This window comes from Winogradskyella alexanderae, from assembly GCF_020166335.1.
Taxonomy (GTDB): domain Bacteria; phylum Bacteroidota; class Bacteroidia; order Flavobacteriales; family Flavobacteriaceae; genus Winogradskyella; species Winogradskyella alexanderae.
Genome location: NZ_JAIUJR010000004.1, coordinates 1 through 18,486, shown reverse-complemented (window position 1 = coordinate 18,486; position 18,486 = coordinate 1). Strand labels below are relative to the sequence as shown.

The window sequence follows — 18,486 nt, the reverse complement described above, 5'->3', positions numbered from 1 at the left end:
CTGTGCCTATGCGATATTAAGTTTATTTATAATCACTATAAATAAAAAAGATGTTTTATAATGAAATATTTTTAATCATTAATTCGTAAATTTGCCCCGATTTTTAGATAACTAATCGTTAATACATATGTCAAAAGACATCAGAATTAAGAAAGGTTTAGACATAAAGTTAGTAGGTGAAGCCGAAAAAACCACTGAAAATGCGATAAGAAGCAACTTTTACTCTGTTAGGCCTGAAGATTTCCACAGTATAATCCCAAAACTTGTAGCAAAAGAAGGAACGCGTGTTAAAGCAGGCGAAACGCTATTTTATAATAAGGATTATGAAGATATGAAATTTGTTTCCCCAGTTTCTGGTGAGGTTACAGAAATACAACGTGGACCAAGAAGACGGATTGATGCTATTAAAATTACAGCTGATAAGGAACAAGATTTTTTAGATCATGGTACGTTTGATGCATCTGCTAGTGGAGAAAAGGTTAAAGAACATCTTTTGGCTTCGGGTTGTTGGCCTTTTATTAAACAGCGACCGTATGACATAATAGCAAATCCTGAGAACTCCCCAAAAGCCATATTTATATCAGGTTATGCTAGTGCGCCTCTCGCAGCAGATTTAGACTACACTTTGCAGGGTAAGGAAAAAGAATTACAGACAGCTGTAAATGCATTGGCTAAATTAACTGAAGGAGATCTTCATATTTCGGTTGGTCAAAATGGTAATTCCCCTTTTTCAGGTTTAGATAATATTAAAATTCATAAGGTTTCAGGGCCACATCCTTCAGGGAATGTCGGTACCTTAATAAATAAGATAGATCCTGTTAACAAAGGAGAGGTGGTTTGGACAGTCAATGCTCAAGACCTTGTAATCATCGGAGAGTTATTGTTAACCGGTAAGTTTAATGCGGAACGTATAATTGCATTTGCAGGTTCTTCAGTAAAGAAACCCAGATATTTTAAGACAAAAATTGGAGCTGAAGTTGCTACCATGATTTATGACAACGGTGTAGAAAAGGATGGTAATGACCGTATCATATCAGGTAATGTACTTACTGGTAAGCAAGTTGCTCCAGATGGGCATTTAGATTATTACAATAACGTAATCACTGTTATTCCAGAAGGTGACGATTATGAATTTTTTGGATGGAATAAACCTGTTTTCGACAAGATTTCAACTTCTAGAGCTTTTACATTTTCATGGTTAAACCCTAAGAAGAAGTACGATTTAAATACAAACACGAATGGTGAACATCGTGCTTTTGTGGTGACGGGTAATTACGAGGAAGTATTTCCATTGGATATCTACCCGATGCAAATATTAAAAGCTTGTATGTACAAGGATCTAGATGAAATGGAGGCTTTAGGAATGTATGAGGTTGCCCCTGAAGATTTTGCGCTGACAGAATTCATTTGTGTTTCAAAACAGCCACATCAAAAAATAATAAGAGAAGGATTAGACTTAATGCTAAAAGAGATAGGATAATGGGTTTAAAACAAAATTTACACAATTTTAAAGTAAAAAATAAGGATAAAAAGTGGATACCGGCATTTAATGCACTTTTTACCTTTTTGTACATGCCAAATGAAACTACTCATGGAGGTACGCATGTAAAGGCGGCAGATGATTTAAAACGTACAATGAATACGGTTATTATAGCACTCGTTCCTTGTTTAATCTTTGGTATGTTTAATGCAGGTTACCAACATTATTTGGCACTGGGCGATATAGAATCTGCGAAAGGATTTTTAGGTGCTTCCTTCTGGACTTGGGATAATTTGGTTATTGGTATAATAAAAGTGTTACCATTAGTAATTGTTTCTTATGGTGTTGGTTTAGGTGTCGAGTTCTTATTTGCCATAATTAAGGGACATGAAGTAGAAGAGGGTTATCTTGTAACTGGAATGTTAGTACCATTGATTGTACCAATCGATATTCCATTATGGATGCTTGCTGTTGCGGTTATTTTTGGTGTTGTAATCGGTAAAGAGGTATTTGGTGGTACAGGAATGAATATTTTGAATCCTGCTTTGACCATAAGAGCATTTTTATTCTTCGCATATCCAACATGGATGTCTGGCGATAAGGTTTGGGTTCATGGTGCTGTTGAGAGAGCAGGTACGCCCGATGCGATTTCTGGAGAGACACTTTTAGGAGCTTATGCACAAAATAACACTTTAGCTGGTATAGATTATTGGGATATGTTTTGGGGATTAATACCTGGTTCGGTTGGTGAGACATCAAAGTTTCTTATTATTATTGGCGGACTTTTCTTAATCTTCACCAAAATAGGAAGTTGGAGGATAATACTTAGTACTGTAATTGGTGCCTTAGTAATGGGACTTATATTCAACGGTGTTGTAGATGCAGGTTGGATTAGTGAGACGAGTAAATTTTATGGATTAATGAGTGTTCCTTTCTGGCAACATCTAATTATAGGTAGTATTCTATTTGGTGCTGTTTACATGGCTACGGATCCAGTAACGGCTTCACAAACAAACAAAGGGAAATGGATATATGGTTTCTTAATTGGATTTATTTCAATTATGATTCGTGTATTCAATCCAGCTTACCCAGAAGGTGTTTTCCTTGCAATTTTATTAATGAATGTATTTGCACCAACTATTGATCACTATGTAGTTCAAGGAAATGTTAAACGAAGAATGAAACGTCTAAAAGCTAAAGTAGCCTAGTTATGAGTAATAAGACAGAGTCAAATATATATACAGTAATATTTGCCATTGGAATGGTAATAGTGGTTGGAGCATTGCTTGCATTTACCGCCTCATCTTTAAAGGAAAGAATTACTGAAAACAAAAGGCTAGAGAAGCAACAGAATATTCTCTATGCAATGGGAGTGAATGAAAACACTGAAAATAGTGCATCTTTTGTTTCTACTGAAAAGGCACCTGAATTGTTTAATCAGTACATCAAACAACAATTGGTAATAACCAACGGAAATGAGATAAAGGAAGATGAAAATGCTTACCTCATAGATGTTAAAAAGGAACAGGATAAAGCAAAAAAAGGAGGTGAAAGACAGTTACCTTTGTTTGTAGGAGTAAAAGAAGGTAAGTCTTATTACATAGCTCCTATACGCGGTAAAGGATTATGGGATGCCATTTGGGCTTATGTGGCAATGGATGAGGATATGGTGATACAAGGTGCTTATTTTGACCATCAAGCTGAAACACCAGGACTAGGTGCCAATATTAAAGAACGTTTTTTTATGGACGATTTTATTGGTGAGCATTTGATGTCAAATGGTGAGTTTAAGGGTATTACTGTATCAAAGAGTAATGCAGATCCGACAAATAACGATAAAAAAGATCACGAGGTTGATGCAATTGCAGGTGCAACTATCACAGGAGATGGTGTTGCGGCTATGATTAAGAAAGATTTAGCATTGTATGTACCTTTTTTTAAATCATTAAATTAATTATGGGTTTACTATCAAAAAAAGACGCAGCTTTAATTACAGATCCATTAGCGGATAACAACCCAATTACTATTCAGGTACTTGGAATTTGTTCTGCACTAGCGATTACGGCGCAATTAAAAGCCTCTATTGTAATGGCTATTTCAGTATTGTTTGTTATGGGTGTTGGTAATGTTGTAATTTCTGCAATTCGAAACATTATTCCGTCCAAGATTAGAATTATTGTGCAGTTAACGGTCGTTGCAGCACTTGTAATTATAGTAGATCAAGTATTAAAGGCCTTTGCTTATGAATTAAGTAAAGAGCTTTCAGTTTTTGTAGGTCTTATCATTACAAACTGTATCATCATGGGACGCTTTGAGGCCTTTGCATTGGGTAACGGTTTATGGCGCTCGTTTTTGGATGGTATTGGCAACGCACTGGGCTATGGAGTTATATTAATAATTGTAGGATTCTTTAGAGAGTTACTAGGTTCAGGTACTTTATTAGGCATTCCTGTACTAGGAGATCCAATTGCTAAAACAGGATTATACAGTATCGGATACGAGAATAACGGTTTTATGTTATTATCACCTATGGCCTTAATCGTAGTTGGAATTATAATTTGGGTACAGAGAACTAGAAACAAAGCATTAATAGAAGATTAAAAGGAGTATCATCCTAAACAATAATTAGGATCTCAAAAAATATAATATGGAACACGTAGAATTATTTTTTAAGTCAATATTTATAGACAACATGGTATTTGCTACATTCCTTGGAATGTGTTCTTACCTTGCGGTTTCAAAGAAAGTAAGTACAGCTGTGGGATTGGGTGCCGCAGTAATTTTTGTACTTGCAATTACTGTCCCTTTAAACTGGTTATTGGATCAATATATTTTACAACCAGGAGCATTGACATGGTTGGGACCAGAATTTGCTGAATATGATTTAAGCTTCTTATCGTTTATTATGTTCATTGCTACAATAGCAACCATGGTGCAATTAGTCGAAATTGTTGTTGAGAAATTCTCACCTTCTTTATATAACTCATTAGGTATATTTTTGCCACTAATTGCCGTAAACTGTGCAATTTTAGGCGGGTCTTTATTTATGCAGTCCAGAGAAATTGCATCTCTAGGATTAGCACTAAACTATGGTATATCTTCTGGCATAGGTTGGTTCTTAGCAATATTAGCTATTGCAGCAATTAGGGAGAAAATAAGATACTCCAGTGTGCCTGCACCATTAAGAGGTTTAGGAATTACCTTTATAATTACAGGCTTAATGGCCATAGGATTTATGAGTTTTGGTGGTATGTTAACTGGTGGCGATGAAGTTGCAAAGAAAGAAGATACCACAGTAAAGGTAGAAGAAAAAATAGAGCTCTCTGAGGAGGAGAAGGTTTTAGCCGATAACTTAAACAAAGTAAGTGAATAGTATGATATTAGCAGTTGATTTTGGAATAATTGCAACTACTGTTGCAGCGTTTTTACTGGTAACACTATTGTTGGTGGCATTACTTTTATTTGTAAAACAAAAATTGTCACCATCTGGGCCTGTAAAAATTACCATTAATGGAGAGAAGGAGATTGAGGTTGCTTCTGGAGGAACTTTACTCAATACATTAGGCAGCAATAAAGTTTTTTTACCATCGGCATGTGGTGGAGGTGGGACCTGTATTCAGTGCGAATGTCATGTCCTATCTGGAGGTGGTGAAGCACTTCCAACGGAAACGCCACACTTCTCAAGAAAAGAATTAAAAGAGGGTGCACGTTTAGCTTGCCAAGTAAAGGTTAAGCAGGACATGGAGATTACCATTCCGGAAGAGGTTTTTGGTATTAAAAAATGGGAAGCAGTAGTTGTAAGAAATTATAATGTAGCGTCGTTTATTAAGGAGTTTGTAGTTGAAATTCCAGAGGATATGAATTACAAAGCTGGTGGTTATATTCAAATAGAAATACCTCCATGTGAGATTAAGTACTCAGATATTGACATTACAGCGCACCCAGAAGAGCACGATTCACCAGATAAGTTTCAAGCAGAATGGGATAAATTTGGCTTATGGCCTTTAGTAATGAAAAATACAGAAACTGTAGAAAGAGCTTACTCTATGGCTTCATATCCAGCAGAAGGAAGAGAAATTATGCTTAATGTGCGTATTGCGACTCCACCATGGGATAGAGCAAAAAATCAATGGATGGATGTAAATCCAGGTATAGCATCGTCTTACATTTTTGCGCAGAAACCTGGAGATAAAGTAATAATCTCAGGACCATATGGAGAATTCTTTATAAATGAGTCAGAAAGCGAAATGCTTTATGTTGGCGGTGGAGCTGGTATGGCGCCGATGCGTTCTCACTTATACCATCTATTTAAGACTTTAAAAACTGGTCGCAAGGTTACGTATTGGTATGGAGGTCGTTCCAAGCGTGAGTTGTTCTACATTGAGCACTTCAGAGCCTTAGAAAAGGATTTTCCTAATTTTAAGTTCTACATGGCCTTGTCAGAGCCATTAGAAGAAGATAACTGGAAGGTTAAAAAAGATATAAACGATAAAGAAGGTGATGGATTTATTGGATTTATCCATAATTGTGTAATCGACAACTACCTAAATGATCATGAATCTCCAGAAGATATAGAATTGTATTTCTGTGGACCACCATTAATGAATCAGGCCGTTCAGAAGATGGGTGAAGATTTTGGTATCCCGGATGAACATATTAGATTCGATGACTTCGGTGGATAGAAGTTGAATCGAAAAAATAAAAAAGCCAGCTTAGAAAGCTGGCTTTTTTTATAATAAATTTTCCTAATGTTGTATTTCTAATTCTTGTTGCTCAGTTCTAAAGTCGAAGAGGAGTGAGCAATCCATAACATCTTCAATTTTATCTAACCTACAGAGCGTAGACACTACGTTACTTAAGCCTTTAAATAATAAATCTTTATCTCTTATATTTTCAGGCCTTAGTAGTCTAGTTCCCTTCTTAAAACCAGTGTAGCCGCAACCTTCGAGGAACGACCTTTCAATAATCAACAATTCTTCAGGATTATAACCCTTGAAACGTCTCCCTAAATTGAAATGCAACTTTCCTAGATAACTTAGCTGTGTTGAACCGTGCTTATCTGTTAAATGTTTCCAACTATCATTATTGTTTAAAATATTTCCAACAGCACAATGCTTACAATCATCAGGATTGAGTGAGTTGTTATGAAATGCTTCGTAAAGTTTTTTAACTGCGGCATCAAATCGAGTTGTTGTAATCATAATTTTTCTTTTTCTAGATTGAAGATACTAAAATTTGAAATTAGAATCAAATCAAGGTTTTTTCATTTGTACTCCATAATTAAAAAGATAGCCGTAGTTTCTCCAATATTTAAAACTTCATGTTCAATAATAGCATCATTACTAAAAGAATAACCTGTTGGGATATTAACCTCTCTAGATCCTGAGGTATCAATTATTCTAAACTTACCACCCGATAAGGTATAACCGAAATGTGGTTTATGATAGTGTTTTTCATGTCCAATATTTGGAGGAAAAGTACATTTTAAAATTCGGAGCTTTTCATTTTCTTCAACTTTTTCACAGACTTTTTTTCCTTTCCAACCGGCTTCTAATGGATCGGGTAGTTTGTTGTTTTCTTTGCACCCAAAAGCAATACAAATAATAGTCAACAGACCTATTGATGCCTTATAGATTTTATAGCCTAAATTGAGCATTTTAGTTGATACTAATAGTGTCTTGCTTAATTTCGTTTGATAGTCTCTGAAGATAATTGACTTTTAAGACCTTGTATTTTTTAGATTCGTTCTAATTATTAAATTGAAATGCAATAAGAATAACAACAACAAGTATTATTTCTCCGATTACATATTTGAGATATTTGCCCGTAGTGTTCTTAAACAACAAATTCTTGCGGATTTTTTTTTAAAAAAAGCCAGCATTCATAATTGGTTAAATTATGAGTTAATTTTTAATATAAAATGTTGTCCAGAATTCTATCAAGACTTTGCTCTTTTTTGTGAAATACATTATCGGATAAAAATAATTTATGTATTTCCTGTCTGAACTCAGCCAGCTCCATATAAGTAAAATTATGCTTATGTATCGTGTCTTCTATTTTATCAATGCTTTCTTGTTCAGAATGTAGAGAAAAGGCGTTTTGCATTTTGTGAAAAGTGTCAGGGGAAGTTTTAGACTTTATAAAATTCATTTCGTCTTCTGTGGGATTTGAATCTACACTAGCACAAAATATCAAAATGTAAATTTTTAATTCTTCTTTACTCCAGCTGGTTGGTTCTGTAGCCATTTTTTAACGATTTAGCTTGTTAACAATAAATACTTTGATACATATTTTAAAGGTAAACAATTTTTGTTATAATTTTTGTTATGACATCGTAGATAGTGCTAATACCTATTTAGGTCAATACTTAATATTTATTAAAATATTAAGCAGTAGTCTTCGTATCTTCGCATTATGAAAGCGCTTACCAAACAAGAATTGCACAATTTGGCTATGAACCACGTTGGGAAGGACTTGGAGTCTCGTGGATTCGAATTTGTTGCAATTAACAGTAAGTTAAAGAAGCACCCGCAATTTGTGTGTATTGATAAAAATAAAGACTGGTTTTTTGTTATTGTAAGGGCCGTAATGCTGCCGGATAATCCAAATAATTATGATGTCGTTTGGATGGAAACATTTAAAAAACATGCTTACGATAAGAATGCTAAAGTGCTTTACGCCGGAGTAGGCCTGGGTAACCCAAATGGAGAAAATTTGCCAATTTATTTAAATGAGGAATATCTAATTGAGTACAATGGTATTCAAGTCATAGATATGAATCTCAATTGAAAAAACTTTACCAAAAAAGATTTCTTATTTAATGAAAAAATGTGTTCTTGCCTTAGTTCTACTTTCTATACTTGGATGTGCTGAAAAACAAAAAGAAAATATTAAACTATCAGGACCAGTTTTTGGTACTGCCTTTAATATTCAATATTCGTCTGAAAATCAGATTAACTATATAAACCAAATAGATAGTTTGTTTAATGTGGTAAATCAATCCCTTTCAACCTATATTCAAGACTCTGATATATCAAAGTTAAACAGGAATGAATTAAACAAAGTAGATGAGCATTTCATTAAGGTTTTTGAAGCGTCCAAGAACATTTACAAAACGACAAATGGTATTTTCGACCCTACTATTGGAAATGTTGTAAACGCATGGAATTTTGGAGCTGAAGAGAATAAGTTTTTAACCGACAGTACTACCATTGATAGCTTAATGGCTTTTGTAGGTTTCGAGAAATTGTCACTTTCAGGTTCTACAATTATTAAACCAGCAGAAACTTATCTAGAATTTAATGCCATTGCCAAGGGTTATGGAATTGATGTTATCGCAGCGTTTTTTGAATCTGAAGGTGTAGACAATTACCTCGTCGATATAGGTGGTGATATGAGAGTTTCAGGCATCAATAAAGAGCGTAACATGCCTTGGCAAGTAGGGATAGATGACCCAAATTTTGATGGTACTCAATCGTATTCAAAAGTTATTGCCTTAAAGGACGAAGCCATGGCAACTTCAGGAACCTACAGAAAGTTTAAGATAGATGAAAATGGCAATCGTTATGCGCACATAATTAATACGAGTACAGGCTATCCAACAAAAACAAATATTCTAAGTAGTTCTGTAATTGCAGAAGATTGCATGACTGCGGACGGATATGCGACAGCTTTTCAGGCAATGGGAGTAGAGGGTGTTAAACTGTTTTTAAAATCTAACCCAGATTTAAAGGCTTACCTTATTTACTTAAATCAAGATAATGAATTGGAAACGCTTGCACTTAATGGTTTTCCAGAGTAATTATTTCTTTACAATAGGAATAATTTCACCTTTGGCTAAGCAATATCGTTTTATTTCTTCCTCAGAAAGAGTGGATGTATAATCTATTTCCTCAACCTTAAAACCTATTGATCTTAGTTTGTCAAAATAATCAAGACCATAGACTCTTACGTGGTCGTATTGACCAAAAAGTTTTGCACGTTCCTTTTTGTTCGTAATGGTGTTATCCTCATAAGTTGTTTCTCTCTTCAGATCTTGTGGAATTTGAAAGATTCCCCATCCTCCGGGTTTCATTACACGATAGAGCTCTGACATTGCTTTAGTATCGTCTTCTATGTGTTCTAGAACATGATTGCATAAAATAATATCATAGTAGTTGTCCTTAAACGGTAGATCGCAAATGTCTGCCTTGACATCTGCTATTGGTGATTCTAGATCTGTCGTTGTATATTTTTTGTGCTTTATTTTTTTAAACTGCTTTAAAAAACACTGTTCTGGAGCAAAGTGCAACACCTTTTTACCGCCTTCAAAGAAACGTGTTTCATTTTTGAGATATAACCAAAGTAGACGGTGTCTTTCCAAGGATAGGGTAGATGGTGATAAAACATTTGGTCTTTGTTGACCATAACCATAGGATAAAAATTGTCTAAAGGATTTATTGTCTATAGGATCGGTAAAAGTTTTGCCCCTTAGTAAAATAGTCAAGATAGGTCGTGCAACGTAACTTAGTTTTATAAGTAAAGGACGTGGTACACTGTTTAAAATAAATTTGAAAATTGATTTCAAAATTAAAACTATTTATAGTCTTCCCTGGCTGGATTAAAAATGTCTAAAATTTTACATGGTGTTATGGCTTTGCCAGAATGTTCAATATTAGGTGGAATAACCATTATGGAGCCACTTGTATATATTTTTGTTTTACCGTCAATAGTCATTTCAAATTCTCCCTCTACAATATGAGAAACTTGTTCGTTTATATGATGGTGTAGAGGTAATGAGGCTCCAGCCTCAACTTCCCAGAATGAGACAGTCATTGTATCGGTGTGTACAAATCTAGCTTTAAAGCCTTTTACAATCTCTTTGGGCTCGATTTCATTAAGTTGTTTTTCAAATATCATAACACCAAAGCTTTTTGTCTAAATTCGTCTTCTTTATTGGATGAAATTCCTAAAGCTTCATGAACATAAGCAAATGTGGAGAGTATTTCAGGTTTTCCATCAATAATGGCCACGTCGTGTTCAAAATGTACACTTGGTTTTCCGTCTTGAGTAACAATAGTCCATCCGTCTTTTAGTTGTTTAACTTTATGAGTGCCCATATTTATCATGGGTTCTATCGCAACAACCATACCTTCAATGAATTTTTTACCTCTTCCTCTTTTACCATAATTAGGCATTTCAGGGTCTTCGTGCATTTTTCTTCCTAAACCATGTCCTACTAACTCACGTACCACTCCGTAACCCTCTGCTTCGCAATATTGCTGTATTGCATAACCAACGTCCCCAACTCTATTGCCAACTTTTAATTCTCTAATTCCAACATATAGCGACTCCTTAGTAACTCTAATGAGTTTTTTGGTCTCTACATTTACATTACCAATTTCAAAAGTATAGGCATGATCACCGTAAAAATCGTTCATTAATGCACCACAGTCAATGGAAACGATATCGCCATCTTCAAGAGGCCTGTCCGTAGGTAAACCATGTACAACTGCTTCGTTAACACTACAAAGTAATGTCGAAGGGCAATCATATAGGCCTTTAAATCCTGGAAGGGCACCATGATCTCTAATAAATTCCTCCGCAATTTTATCCAAATGATTGGTTGTCACACCTTCTTTAACCTCTTTTGCCAACATGCCAAGGGTTTTAGATACAACCAAAGCACTTTGGCGCATTAATTCAATTTCTTCTCTAGTTTTTACAATAATCATAATGCTACAATTAGGTGGCAAAGATAGGTAATTATAACAAGTTTTAAATTTTGGAAAAACATGATAAATGACAGTTTTTTTATACCATTTGTGGGGTATGTTTGTAGTCTTAAGAAAAAAATTATGTACAAAACAGTAAGTGCGGAGGAAGCGCTAAAAGTTGTAAAATCTAACGATAAGGTTTATTTACAGGCCGCTGCAGCAGTGCCTTCTGTCTTGATCAAGGCATTAACAGATAGATATGAGGAATTAAGAAATGTTGAAATATGCCAACTGCATACCGAAGGAGAGGCGCCCTACGCTAATCCTGAATTATCGGAGAGTTTTCATGTTAATTCTTTTTTTATAGGACGAAATGTCCGTCATACACTTCACGCTGGAAATGGTTCCTATACACCAGTCTTTTTAAGTGAACTTCCGCTACTATTCAAACGTAATATCGTGGATATTAATGTTGCACTTATTCATGTTTCTGTACCAGACAAACATGGGTATTGCTCCTTAGGGGTCTCAGTCGAAGCAACCTTGGCAGCAATTGATAATGCTGATTACGTCATAGCTCAGGTTAACAAAAAAATGCCAAGAACATTTGGTGACGGAATAATCCATGTAACTGAAATTGATGCATTTGTTGAGGTAGATGTTCCATTGCCTGCATTTCCATTGTCTAAACCCACCGCAGTTGAAACTAAAATTGGTGACTACATTGCCGAATTGATTGACGATCGTAGTACGCTTCAAATGGGTATAGGTAATATTCCTAATGCGGTTTTAACCCGTTTACATAACCATAAGGATTTAGGACTACATACCGAAATGTTCTCTGATGGTGTAATTGATCTTATTCTTGAGGATGTAATTAATGGAAATTATAAAGCAATAAACCCAGGAAGAGCTCTGGCAACATTTTTAATGGGTTCTCAACGATTGTACGATTATGTAAATGATAATCCATTTGTAGAACTACGTTCGTCAGATTATGTAAATGACGTATCAGTTATTAAACAAAACCCAAGAATGGTGGCAATTAACTCTGCCGTAGAGGTTGATGTTACGGGACAGGTTTGTGCAGATTCTATAGGTTCTAAGATGTATTCTGGCGTTGGTGGTCAGATGGATTTTATCCGTGGTGCCTCATTGAGTGAAGGTGGTAAAGCAATTATTGCCCTCCCGTCTGTTACTAAACATGGTATAAGTAGAATTGTACCAACTTTAAAACCAGGAGCTGGTGTCGTTACAACGCGAGCTCATGTTAATTATGTGGTTACAGAGTACGGTGTTGCAAATCTTTATGGTAAAACCATTAAGCAACGTGTCAAATCACTTGTCGAAATTGCTCACCCAGATCACAGGGAAGAAATAGATAGAGCTTATTTTGAATTGGTATAATTATTTAAACCAACCAAATAAACCACCTTTTCGTTGGGCAGACTTAATATCTGGAGTTTCGTTGGTTATCATTTGATAAATTTCTCCCCAACCTAAAATACCTCCAATATTACGATCGTCAATGAAAAGATCTGCATGTATTTTTCGGCTTCGGCTGTAATCAAATTTTTCTTCTGGAAAACTTGCATTAACGGCATAGAATTCTATGCCATTTTCTTTACAAAACTCTACTGCTTCCGTGAGTCTGTTTCCGCATCTATATGTCCAAAGAATTAGACGGTGTCCATCTTCTTGAAGCCGTTTTAATGTTTCAAATGCAAAAATTCTGGTTTTACCTATTTTAGGATAGGCATCCTCTACAATGGTACCATCAAAATCTACTGCAATTATCATTCTATCCTTGAAATTCATTTCTTATTTTTTGTGGTTTTTTAGTATTACACAAGGCTATGTCTGGTCATTGCTTCTGGTTGGGATAATCCCATCAATTTTAAAACTGTTGGTGCTATGTCTCCTAATATCCCATCCTTTATTTCTTTTAAATCTTTATCTATTAAAATAACAGGTACGGGATTTGTGGTATGTGCTGTATGAGGTGTACCGTCCGGATTAATCATAGTTTCACAATTACCATGATCGGCAATTAAAATTGTAGTATAATTGTTGTCAAGTGCTGCGGTGACTACATCTTTAACACACGCATCAACAGCTTCACAAGCTTTAATAGCGGCTTCCATTACACCAGTATGACCTACCATATCACCATTAGCGAAATTTAAGCATACAAAATCCACCTTGCCCTTTTCTAATTCTGGTACAAGTGCATCCCTTAGTTCATAGGCACTCATTTCTGGCATTAAATCATAAGTTGCAACTTTTGGAGAATTTCTTAATATTCTTGTTTCATTCTTAAACGGTTCTTCACGTCCTCCAGAAAAGAAAAAGGTTACATGCGGATATTTTTCGGTTTCGGCAATTCTTATTTGCGATTTGTTGTTTTTTTCGAGAATCTCACCTAATGTATCACTCAGATTATCTTTTTCAAAAACAACATTAATACCTCTGAAAGTATCATCATAGTTAGTAAGTGTTACATAATGAAGATTTAATTTATGCATGCCATATTCGTGAAAATCCTCTTGGGAGAGAACTTGTGTTAACTGTCTACCTCTGTCTGTTCTAAAATTAAAAAATATCACGACATCGTCCTCCTTGATGTTGGTTGTTGGATTACCTTGCTTATCCGTTATTACTATCGGTTTAATAAACTCATCCGTAATATTTTCCTCATAGCTATTTTTTATTGTTGCTAAGACATTTGTAGTATGTGTACCAATTCCATTGACCATTGCATCGTAAGCAAGTTTTACGCGCTCCCAACGTTTGTCCCTGTCCATTGCATAATATCGTCCTGTGACGGTCGCCAGCTTGCCAGTAGATTTTTCCATATGGTCTACCAGATCCGAAATAAAACCGTAACCAGATTTTGGATCTACATCTCTACCATCCGTAAAAGCATGAACATAAACATTTTTTAAATCGTAGTCATTGGTAGCATCAATTAAACCAAATAAATGATTGATATGAGAATGTACCCCTCCATCACTTACTAAACCTAATAAATGAACATTTTTGTTATTGTCTTTTGCATATTTGAATGCATCGGTTAAAACTTTTTCCTCTTTAAGAGTTTTGTTTTCAACAGCGAGATTTATTTTAACTAAATCTTGATATACAATACGGCCAGCACCTATATTCATATGCCCAACTTCACTGTTGCCCATCTGTCCTTCTGGTAGTCCAACATGTAAACCATCTGTTCTTAAACTCGCATTTGGGTATTTTGTGTAAAGTGAATCGATAAATGGGGTTTTGGCATTATCAATTGCAGATACCTTTGGATCGGGAGATTTCCCCCAACCATCTAAAATCATTAAAATAACCTTTTTATTCATGGTCTAAATCTTAAGGATATCAAAGATACTATATCGTGCTTGATAACAAATTGCGAGACAGAAAAAATTTGGCAGATTACAATCTATTAGCTTTCATTAGAAGATATTTTTTGATGCAGTTTTCATTATTATGAATGCTTTAACAAATTTGTTTTCAAATCGTTAAGAAAGTGTTATTTAATGTTTTTAGCGTAATACATTGAAGAATTTATCGTCTATTTATAAAAGCAAGAAAGAAGAGCATTTCATTTCGTTTGGAGGAATATTTATGAATCGACATAAATTCAAAAAGTGAAAAATCGATCAAAATACGGCATGATATTTGGAAAATAAAAGTTTAATGTCTATTACAGGCAATTATTTGAGTTAGTTAGTTAGTAAAAATGCGTCTTACCTAAGACGCATTTTTATATTTTCTAATTGCATCTCTAATATGTTCTATCCTGTTTTCAGGATCTGGGTGTGTACTTTGGAATTCAGGTACCCTGTTTGGTCCTGCCGCTTGCTTTAATATTTTCATGACACCAATCATTTCTTCGGGATTATATCCAGCATCAATCATAAAATGAACGCCGAGTTCATCGCTTTCGAGTTCATCATCTCTACCATTTTTAAGTAGAGTGCCTTGACCAATTTGCTGTGCAACAGCACCCATATCAATTGCTCCTGCTCCCATAATTAAAGTTTGCCAATATTTCGATTCTGTTATACGTTCGTTAGAGTGCTTCCCCAACACATGACCTATCTCATGTCCTAAAACACCTGCTAGTTGATCTTCATTTTCTAGTTTAGAAAATAGAGCATAGGTTATAAATATTTGTCCTCCTGGAAGTGCAAAAGCATTTATGGTACGTTGGTCAGATAACAGATGAAATTCATATCTGTAAGGTGTATTTTTAGCGATACTGCTTTCAATCAATTTCTTACCAACATTATCAACCAATGCTTGATATCTATTGTCAGGATGCAGACCACCGTGTTGTTGGGCCATACCTGGTGCACTTTGTAAACCAATTGCTATTTCTTGTTCGGGAGATAATGATATTGCCTGTGTTCTACCTGTATATGGATTGGTCTCTTGTTGGCTACACCTTCTTATAAAAGCAAAAGCCACAATAGCGAGTCCAATAATCAGTCTGGTTTTAAAGGCTCCTCTTCTCATTGGGATTAAATTAATGTGTTTAAGTTATAAAAGTATGACGCAAAAAACATAAAAAAACTTTTTTTTGACCATCAAGAAATTAGAATTTGTATATATCAATAATTAATATATAGCCAGCCAGCAAAGTTTAAATTCTCATCTTTCAGCTCCACAGTATAGAAATAAGTACCTACTGGTAATGCTTCGCCCTTACCAAAGATTCGTCCAGTATTTGCAAAGCCATTCCAGTCATTTTGATAGTTTCTGGTCTCAAAGACCTTATTTCCCCAGCGATTAAAAATTTTAACTTCATTATCAAAAAGCGTAATTCCATCAATTACAAAGACATCATTCAGGCCATCACCATTGGGCGAAATTAAATTATAGACTTCAAGTTCATCACTTGTTTTCAATGAGCCAAAGGTTATGACCTCATATTCGTTTGGATTAAAAATAAAAGACGAAATCTGACCTGAAAGGAAGCTACCGCTCACAGATGAGTTTCCTAAATCCTTCCATTCTTGGTCAGCAATATGCCAGCCAACTACCCTGAGTTCGTCTAAATTTGAAACTAAATCATCTATTCCACTTGATTGTTCCCATGTTAAGGTGACGATAGTTTCGTTAGACCCATCAAAATCCCAAAATTCAAAATCACTAATCACATTTAATATGCCTTCAAAGTTATTTGTGTTAAATCCTTCGGTAAATGTTGATGGGAAATTTGGGTCTTCATTAAAATAGGCTGCAGAAAATTTTAAATTTGAAGTTCGAACAGGCGTAATGAGTGGTCTCAGTTTATTATCTGCACCAATAGGAAAGCTAAACTCATTAGACCCATCATAAGAGGCGTAACCGTCTGTATTTTGAAAATCACTTTCAAGTACGTAAAATGAGTCACCCAAAAAATCTAATGAGATACTTGGGCTTAATCTTGGTGTAACAATATCGCCCGAAATATAACTAAGACTATTTTCGACTTCTGTATTTATTAATAAATTCAGATGATTGGGAACTTCAACTTCCATATCAAAGAATTTAGGGATTTCAGTACCGTAAATAAATAAAGATTCAGTTGAATTATAAAATCCTGCCAATCCTAAATTTTGATTAAATGCACCATCATTCTGAAGATTTACATGAAACCCTATTTGTCCTTCATCATGAATCTGAAGATTTCCAAAATTATGAAACTCAGATTGTGACCAACTATGGCCAACTGACATTATAATTAGTATTGAAAAAATTCTTTTCATTTTTTATTTATTGGTAAGCAGTATAAAATACAAGTAGATTGTCAGATTGATTAGTAACATTAATGGTAAATCCATTAGCATTAAATGATGTAAATTGTGCCAGGGTTCTACCTACAGCATCACCATTTTGGTTACTATATCTTATACCAATACATCTGGCATTTGAAGAATAACGTGATATATCATTAATAGAATTACCGCTACCTCCAACATAAATTACGCCTTGTGTTATCGATCCTCCATCGTCTCTTGCAAAACCATTCATTGATCCGTAGGCATTTGCAATTCCACTGTTGTTGTTGCCAACTTGATTGTCCGCATCGATTCCGAAATTTTCCACATTCGCATGTGCAACAAACGTTATTTGTGATGGTTGAAATGGCAGGCCAGTGATAGTTTGATTTCCAGTGCTGGTTATAATAAATGAACCCAAATAAACATTTGAAGGCCCTGCTGGTCCCTGTGGTCCAGCCGGTCCTTGTGGCCCTATTGCACCGTCGGCACCATCCGCACCTGGAGGCCCTTGTGGTCCAGCAGGTCCTTGTGGGCCAATAATTCCAACGGTTACTATATGTCCGTCTTCATTTGTATATGTAACTGTTCCATCGCCATTGTCAACAAGTGATGATGCTTTTTCTAAGCTTTCCCATGCCGTGTCAGTATACCTATATATAGTTTTATCTGTAGAATTATATATTAATGCACCTTCTGGAGCATTGGTAATGGTCAACATTTCTGCTTCGGTCACTACATGTATTGCAACTAATTCGTCACCATTTGGTACTTGCGCTTCTAAATAGAATGAACCAAATAGTAATAAAAGAAAAATTAATTTTTTCATTATCTAATAATTAAAAACAGTAAACATAAATTCAAAATCTCGGTTGGCTCGGTTGCTTCCACCGTTATCATTATCGCCTATTTCAACAATAAAACTCCCTGGCAATTGTGTACTATACGATATGTCATAATCATCATTACCAGCACCGTTAGAGTCTAAAACAGTCAACTGAATAATGTAATTTGCATCAGCCATTGCAGGAGTCAGATTAATTTGGTATTGACCAGTTCCTAATTTAGTAACCGTAGCGTTCAATGGTGCTTTATTTGTTGTTCCATTTGCATTCACTTTACCCATAGCCTTAACAAAACTGTTGTAATATGCACCACCATCTGTTCCAGCGCTAATATTATTATTTGTATCTGAACTAATTACATTTGCTGTTTGATTCGCTCCAGCCTCATTGCTATACGTAATAATACCGGTTGTGGTCGCTTGAGATATTGTTGTAACGGTTTCTAATATATCTGTTGATGTACCACTCGCACTATCGTGAGCTGCAATAGTATTTCCTGTAGTTACAACTTGAGTAACTTCAGAATCTAAATCCGTAAGCGGAACATTGAGAGTACCATCACTGTCTGTAATTGTCAAATTTCCACCCACCACGGCGAATGCCGTGTTGACCTCGTTGGTCACGGACTCGTCCGGATCGGTCGAGTTGACGGTATAGTTGCCGTTGCCGTCGTCCGTTACCGTAACGGCGCCTGT

Annotated in this window: 21 protein-coding genes; 9 read left to right on the top strand and 12 right to left on the bottom strand. The window is 35.3% G+C overall.

The window, feature by feature from the left end:
* The first annotated feature begins 127 nt into the window (after positions 1-127).
* From LBU54_RS07405 to nqrF, 6 genes are read left to right on the top strand one after another with little or no spacing between them, the layout of a single operon-like run.
* Entirely contained in the window at positions 128-1,480 is a 1,353-nt protein-coding gene (locus LBU54_RS07405) for a Na(+)-translocating NADH-quinone reductase subunit A (protein WP_224527909.1), read from the top strand.
* Positions 1,480-2,688 (top strand): NADH:ubiquinone reductase (Na(+)-transporting) subunit B, encoded by a 1,209-nt coding sequence (locus LBU54_RS07400; RefSeq protein ID WP_224527906.1) that lies wholly within the window; start codon positions 1,480-1,482, stop codon positions 2,686-2,688. The genes LBU54_RS07405 and LBU54_RS07400 overlap by 1 nt, the downstream gene beginning before the upstream one ends.
* Positions 2,689-2,690: 2 nt before the next feature.
* Positions 2,691-3,434: a Na(+)-translocating NADH-quinone reductase subunit C gene (locus LBU54_RS07395; protein WP_224527903.1), complete on the top strand. Its 744-nt coding sequence runs from the start codon at positions 2,691-2,693 to the stop codon at positions 3,432-3,434.
* A 2-nt stretch (positions 3,435-3,436) separates the two neighbouring features.
* Entirely contained in the window at positions 3,437-4,081 is a 645-nt protein-coding gene (locus tag LBU54_RS07390) for an NADH:ubiquinone reductase (Na(+)-transporting) subunit D (RefSeq protein ID WP_224527900.1), read from the top strand.
* Between the two features lie 46 nt (positions 4,082-4,127).
* Positions 4,128-4,853, top strand: coding sequence for an NADH:ubiquinone reductase (Na(+)-transporting) subunit E (gene nqrE / locus LBU54_RS07385; protein WP_224527898.1), 726 nt, complete (start codon positions 4,128-4,130; stop codon positions 4,851-4,853).
* 1 nt (position 4,854) lies between these two features.
* The gene (gene nqrF, locus LBU54_RS07380) at positions 4,855-6,162 is read left to right on the top strand and encodes an NADH:ubiquinone reductase (Na(+)-transporting) subunit F (RefSeq protein WP_224527895.1); all 1,308 of its coding nucleotides are present in this window, start codon (positions 4,855-4,857) and stop codon (positions 6,160-6,162) included.
* 63 nt (positions 6,163-6,225) lie between these two features.
* Here the strand turns inward: nqrF and LBU54_RS07375 are convergent, their stop codons facing one another.
* The 3 genes from LBU54_RS07375 to LBU54_RS07365 all read right to left on the bottom strand — a co-directional run bounded on the left by LBU54_RS07375 (position 6,226) and on the right by LBU54_RS07365 (position 7,726).
* Entirely contained in the window at positions 6,226-6,681 is a 456-nt protein-coding gene (locus tag LBU54_RS07375) for a Na(+)-translocating NADH-quinone reductase subunit F (RefSeq protein WP_224527892.1), read from the bottom strand.
* Positions 6,682-6,743: 62 nt separating this feature from the next.
* Entirely contained in the window at positions 6,744-7,136 is a 393-nt protein-coding gene (locus LBU54_RS07370; protein ID WP_224527889.1) for a cupin domain-containing protein, read from the bottom strand.
* A 254-nt stretch (positions 7,137-7,390) separates the two neighbouring features.
* A complete protein-coding gene (locus tag LBU54_RS07365; RefSeq protein WP_224527887.1) occupies positions 7,391-7,726 on the bottom strand; it encodes a hypothetical protein in 336 nt (111 codons plus the stop codon).
* 165 nt (positions 7,727-7,891) lie between these two features.
* Here LBU54_RS07365 and LBU54_RS07360 point away from each other — a divergent pair, with 165 nt between their 5' ends.
* Together LBU54_RS07360 and LBU54_RS07355 are read left to right on the top strand one after the other, a co-directional pair.
* Positions 7,892-8,269, top strand: coding sequence for a Na(+)-translocating NADH-quinone reductase subunit F (locus tag LBU54_RS07360; RefSeq protein WP_224528261.1), 378 nt, complete (start codon positions 7,892-7,894; stop codon positions 8,267-8,269).
* 31 nt (positions 8,270-8,300) lie between these two features.
* Positions 8,301-9,281: an FAD:protein FMN transferase gene (locus LBU54_RS07355; RefSeq protein WP_224527885.1), complete on the top strand. Its 981-nt coding sequence runs from the start codon at positions 8,301-8,303 to the stop codon at positions 9,279-9,281.
* Here LBU54_RS07355 and LBU54_RS07350 read toward each other — a convergent pair whose 3' ends face one another.
* From LBU54_RS07350 to map, 3 genes are read right to left on the bottom strand one after another with little or no spacing between them, the layout of a single operon-like run.
* Positions 9,282-10,046, bottom strand: coding sequence for a class I SAM-dependent methyltransferase (locus LBU54_RS07350; protein ID WP_224527883.1), 765 nt, complete (start codon positions 10,044-10,046; stop codon positions 9,282-9,284).
* Between the two features lie 8 nt (positions 10,047-10,054).
* Positions 10,055-10,378 (bottom strand): cupin domain-containing protein, encoded by a 324-nt coding sequence (locus tag LBU54_RS07345; protein WP_224527881.1) that lies wholly within the window; start codon positions 10,376-10,378, stop codon positions 10,055-10,057.
* Positions 10,375-11,193: a type I methionyl aminopeptidase gene (map, locus tag LBU54_RS07340; protein WP_224527880.1), complete on the bottom strand. Its 819-nt coding sequence runs from the start codon at positions 11,191-11,193 to the stop codon at positions 10,375-10,377. The genes LBU54_RS07345 and map overlap by 4 nt, the downstream gene beginning before the upstream one ends.
* Before the next feature lie 123 nt (positions 11,194-11,316).
* Between map and LBU54_RS07335 the strand changes: the two genes are divergently transcribed.
* Positions 11,317-12,582: an acetyl-CoA hydrolase/transferase family protein gene (locus LBU54_RS07335; RefSeq protein ID WP_224527878.1), complete on the top strand. Its 1,266-nt coding sequence runs from the start codon at positions 11,317-11,319 to the stop codon at positions 12,580-12,582.
* On the opposite strand, the gene LBU54_RS07330 is transcribed toward LBU54_RS07335, so the two are convergent.
* From LBU54_RS07330 to LBU54_RS07305, 6 genes are all read right to left on the bottom strand, one after another.
* Positions 12,583-12,993 carry a BT0820 family HAD-type phosphatase gene (locus LBU54_RS07330; RefSeq protein WP_224527876.1) on the bottom strand — a complete coding sequence of 137 codons (411 nt, stop codon included), beginning with the start codon at positions 12,991-12,993 and terminating at the stop codon, positions 12,583-12,585. It abuts the gene before it with no gap.
* A 26-nt stretch (positions 12,994-13,019) separates the two neighbouring features.
* Positions 13,020-14,537: a 2,3-bisphosphoglycerate-independent phosphoglycerate mutase gene (gpmI, locus tag LBU54_RS07325; protein ID WP_224527874.1), complete on the bottom strand. Its 1,518-nt coding sequence runs from the start codon at positions 14,535-14,537 to the stop codon at positions 13,020-13,022.
* 394 nt (positions 14,538-14,931) lie between these two features.
* Positions 14,932-15,699 carry a M48 family metalloprotease gene (locus LBU54_RS07320; protein WP_224527870.1) on the bottom strand — a complete coding sequence of 256 codons (768 nt, stop codon included), beginning with the start codon at positions 15,697-15,699 and terminating at the stop codon, positions 14,932-14,934.
* Positions 15,700-15,794: 95 nt separating this feature from the next.
* The gene (locus LBU54_RS07315; protein WP_224527868.1) at positions 15,795-16,934 is read right to left on the bottom strand and encodes a gliding motility-associated C-terminal domain-containing protein; all 1,140 of its coding nucleotides are present in this window, start codon (positions 16,932-16,934) and stop codon (positions 15,795-15,797) included.
* Between the two features lie 7 nt (positions 16,935-16,941).
* Positions 16,942-17,775 (bottom strand): collagen-like protein, encoded by an 834-nt coding sequence (locus tag LBU54_RS07310; protein ID WP_224528274.1) that lies wholly within the window; start codon positions 17,773-17,775, stop codon positions 16,942-16,944.
* Positions 17,776-17,778: 3 nt separating this feature from the next.
* Positions 17,779-18,486, bottom strand: a 708-nt coding sequence (locus LBU54_RS07305) for a hypothetical protein (RefSeq protein ID WP_224527865.1), incomplete at its 5' end; no start/stop codon positions are given.